The organism is Gilliamella sp. B3892 (assembly GCF_026536305.1).
Taxonomy (GTDB): Bacteria; Pseudomonadota; Gammaproteobacteria; order Enterobacterales; family Orbaceae; genus Gilliamella.
The window spans coordinates 1-3808 of record NZ_JAFNOK010000021.1 but is presented as its reverse complement, the minus strand read 5'-3'; the positions used below and the strand labels follow the sequence as shown (position 1 = coordinate 3808).

Sequence of the window (3808 nt, the reverse complement as noted above, 5' to 3'; positions counted from 1 at the left end):
GTTCATGTTCCGGTGGCTCGTCACTTTGGCGCATTTCAGTGACAATATGGTCATTAATATTATTAATGCGCTTAGCATTAATAAATAAATTGCCGTGTGATTCAATGGTTGCTGAATGGTTTTCAATCAGTTCGGCTTGACCTTTTACATTGTAATGTTCATCAAGTTCGCCGCCAATAATAAAATCACCCAGACTCAATAACTGAGCATGCGCATAGTTATTGAGCGTATTGACCCCTAAATGAAAATTTTGTCGGGCAGCAATGACCGGCGCAGTACCATTTTGTGCCCGATTATTCAGCGTTATGGCGTTAATGGCTAAATTATCGGCATAGATTCGACCGGTTTGTAAGTTATTTAATGTGTTACTGTCAATAATTGCTGTTGTGCCATTAATTAGGCCATAGTTGGTGGCATTTTGATGATTTAATGCCAGATAATCGGCACTAATTTCTGCTTGTTGTTCATTGATAAGTTGTTGGCTTTTTAAGCTGACTTGTTTGCCGGCTGTAATTTTGTTTTTATTGATGATGTCATTTTCACTGCTAATCGATAAGTGACCATTCGCGGTAATTTCACTGTCATTAACAAAACTGTCTTCTAACTCAAGCGATAAATCATTTTTCGTTTTAATCGTACCATTACCACGAAATGATTTTGTTTTGAGCAATAAGTTGTCAGAGAGTAAATAACCTTGATCGTTATCAAAGTCCTTAGCATCAATAATAATTTTATTATTGGCGGTTAAACTGGCTAACTGATTGTTTAAAGCGTTGCTTTCGAGCAGGATATTTTCTGCTACATAGTGAGATTGGCGGTTATTAATTTGCTGTGCCTTAATATCAACAAGACCATTGGTTTTAAACGAGGCGGATTGGTTATCAATATTGATTGCCTGTAATGAAATACCGTTATTAGACAATAATTTGGCATGTTGGTTTTCAATATGACCATTTAATGAAGCGAGTTTAATGGCGCCACTAGCGGTCAGCTCAGCAAAACGGTTGTTGATACCATTAGCAACATCGAAAGTAATAGTGTTTTCCGACACCACATTGGCTGACTCATTATTAAGCGTTACAGCATTAATGTCGATATTGCCTTTGGCTTGTAAATCAGCTTGTTGGTTATTGATTTGATTGGTTTGAATCGATATCGCTTTATCCGCCACTAATTTGGCATTTTGGTTGGCAATGTCGTCAGCCTTAATGGTCAAATCGCCTTGCGTTAATATTTTTGCTTGTTGGTTATTGAGTGTTTGGCTTTCAATATTGGTACCGTTTTTACCGGAAAGCAGTAAGGCGGACTGATTGTCAAATTGATCGGCTTTGACCGCAATTTCTGTTTGTGATTGTAATGTTGCATTAGCATTATTCAGTGCTTTGGTGGCTATTTTTATGGCCGCATTCGCCACTAAAGTCGCATTAGCGTTGTTAAACGCCTGATTATTGATCGTTATTGCATTATCGGCTTTAAACACGGCGTCTTGATTATTGAGTTTAGTTGAATCAACGGTAATTGATTGACCGCTAAATAATTTAGCCTCGGCATTCTCGACGGTTTGTGCCTCGATCGTAATATTGTCTTTAGCACTCAACGCCGCTTGATCATTATTCAGTTGCTGGCTGTGAATAGTTATGGATTGATCTGAAACAAGTTGAGCCGCTGAGTTATCAAATTGGTTAGCGTTAATGTTGATATTCTGCTTCGCCTGCCATTTAGCCTGGTTATTAATCAGCGTTGAGGCGTCAACATCGATATTGCCTTGTGCGCCAATTTCACTTTCCGTGGTATTGATTTGCTCAGCGCGAATTTGCATATTTTTTTCAGCAACCAGTTGGGCATTTTGTAACGCTAAAACGTGCTGTGTATTAATTTGCATATTGCCTTTACTACCAAGCGAGGCTTGATTGAGTGAGGCGTTTTCACTGTTGATAGTGAAATCACCTTCAGAAACATACTGCGCAAGGTCACTGCTAAGTTGCTTGCTTTTAATCTCAATGCCTTGTTTAGCCTGAATCACACTCGATCTATTATCCATAACATCGCTGGTTAGATTAATGATGCCATTACTGGATAATTGCGCTTTTTGATTATCTAACTGGTTGGATTTTAGGGTAATAGATTGCACACCCCAAAGTCGAGCAGCGCTGTTGATGATGTTATTGGCATGAATATCGATACCTGCCGTTTGGGCAATGAATATACCGGCATTATTGTTAACGTTTCCGGTTGCATTAATACTTATTTTACTTGCCTGAATTCGCGCTTTTGTGTTGTCGAGATCCTGGGTATTGATGGCCAGATTTTTGAAAGATATTAAGGTTGCTTCACGGTTATCTAACTGCTCACTGTCAATAGTCAGGTCTTTTTCAGCCTGAATATTGGTGTATTGGTTATTAAAGTATTTGGCTAATATTGCAACATGACCGCCACTGATCCATTTGCCGTCCTGGTTATTGAGTTCGGTCGTGTTGATCGTCATGCCATTTATGGCATAAAGCGTTGAATGATGGGTGTTGGCTTGCGCCGCTGTCAGATTCAGTTGTTGGTTAGCGTACAATTGACCACGGTTGAATGATGCCAGCTTTAAAGCTTTAATGGATAGATCTTTGGCCGCTCTGATAACCGCATCGTCAGCCTCAATGGTCGTGGCGTCCAAATTGATTTGACCGTTGGATAAAAACTCACTTTTGGTTAAGTTCTGTTGCTGACCGCTAACGTTAATATCGTCCTTAGCACTGACAGAAGCATCGGTTAAATCAATTTTCTCACTGTCTAATGCAATGATGCCTTCGGAATAAAGAGTTGCGCCTTTGGCACTCAATTGCTTTTCCGCATCTAATGTTATGTTAGTATTCCCATACAAATAACTGTTGTTGGTCGATAACTGCCGGGCAGAGAGTAATAAGCCATTATTGGCGACCAATTTAGCGTTATCATTGTTGATTTTTTCAGAATAAACCATGATTGATTTATCTGATAAAATTGTACCAAATTGGTTGTTAAATAATTGATAAGCTGAAATGTGAATGTTGCCGGTACCTTGCAATTTACCCTTTTCATTAAACAGGCTATCACCAACCAGACTGATTTCCCGGTCGCTGACTAAGGTGGCGCCTTGATTATTTAAGCGATTAAAGTAGTAATTAATCGGCCCATTCGATCGGATAAAGCTTGAAGCGTTTTCGATGGTATTGGCTTCAACATAGATATCTTGCCCGGCTTGTATATTGGCTTCTTGCGTGGATAACGTTTGAGCGGTAATTGCTAATGATTGCTCAGTAACGGCCTGTAAATTATCCATAATGGCGTTATCCGCCGATAGTGTAATTTCCCCTTTAGCACTTAAGTTACCCGATTGCATCTGCACATCATTGGCCTGGATATCAATGGCACTGTTAGTGTTAAGGTCTGCTGCTTGCGCTTTTATTTGATCTGCTTTTAAGGTGATAGACTCTTGCGCTAACAGTTGGCTATGGTCGGCAGTGAGCTTATTGGTTTGTATTTCAATCCCTTGTTTAGCTTGCACTGTTGCGTTATCAATATCGATTTGTTGGTTATTTGATAACTGTAATTGTTGCTCTGTCTGAATTTTTGCCGAATTGAGAGAAATATTCTCTTCACCGGTCAAATGCAGCTTATTGGCATAAGTTTGACTGTTGTTCAGATTCAGATTGTTCTTTGCATTGAGCGATAGTGTCTGGCCGGCACTGTTTTTACCGTTGAAATTGATGTCATTTGCGGTGCCGGAAATATTGCCTTTATTATGGATCAGTTTTCCTTGCTCATTAATGCCGGCGGCAAC

1 protein-coding gene is annotated in these 3808 nt (G+C 39.6%); it reads right to left on the bottom strand.

All coding sequences use genetic code 11. The annotated features are described in order from the left end of the window. Positions 1 to 3808, bottom strand: a 3808-nt coding sequence (locus J3U74_RS12190; RefSeq protein ID WP_267346940.1) for a hypothetical protein, incomplete at both ends; no start/stop codon positions are given.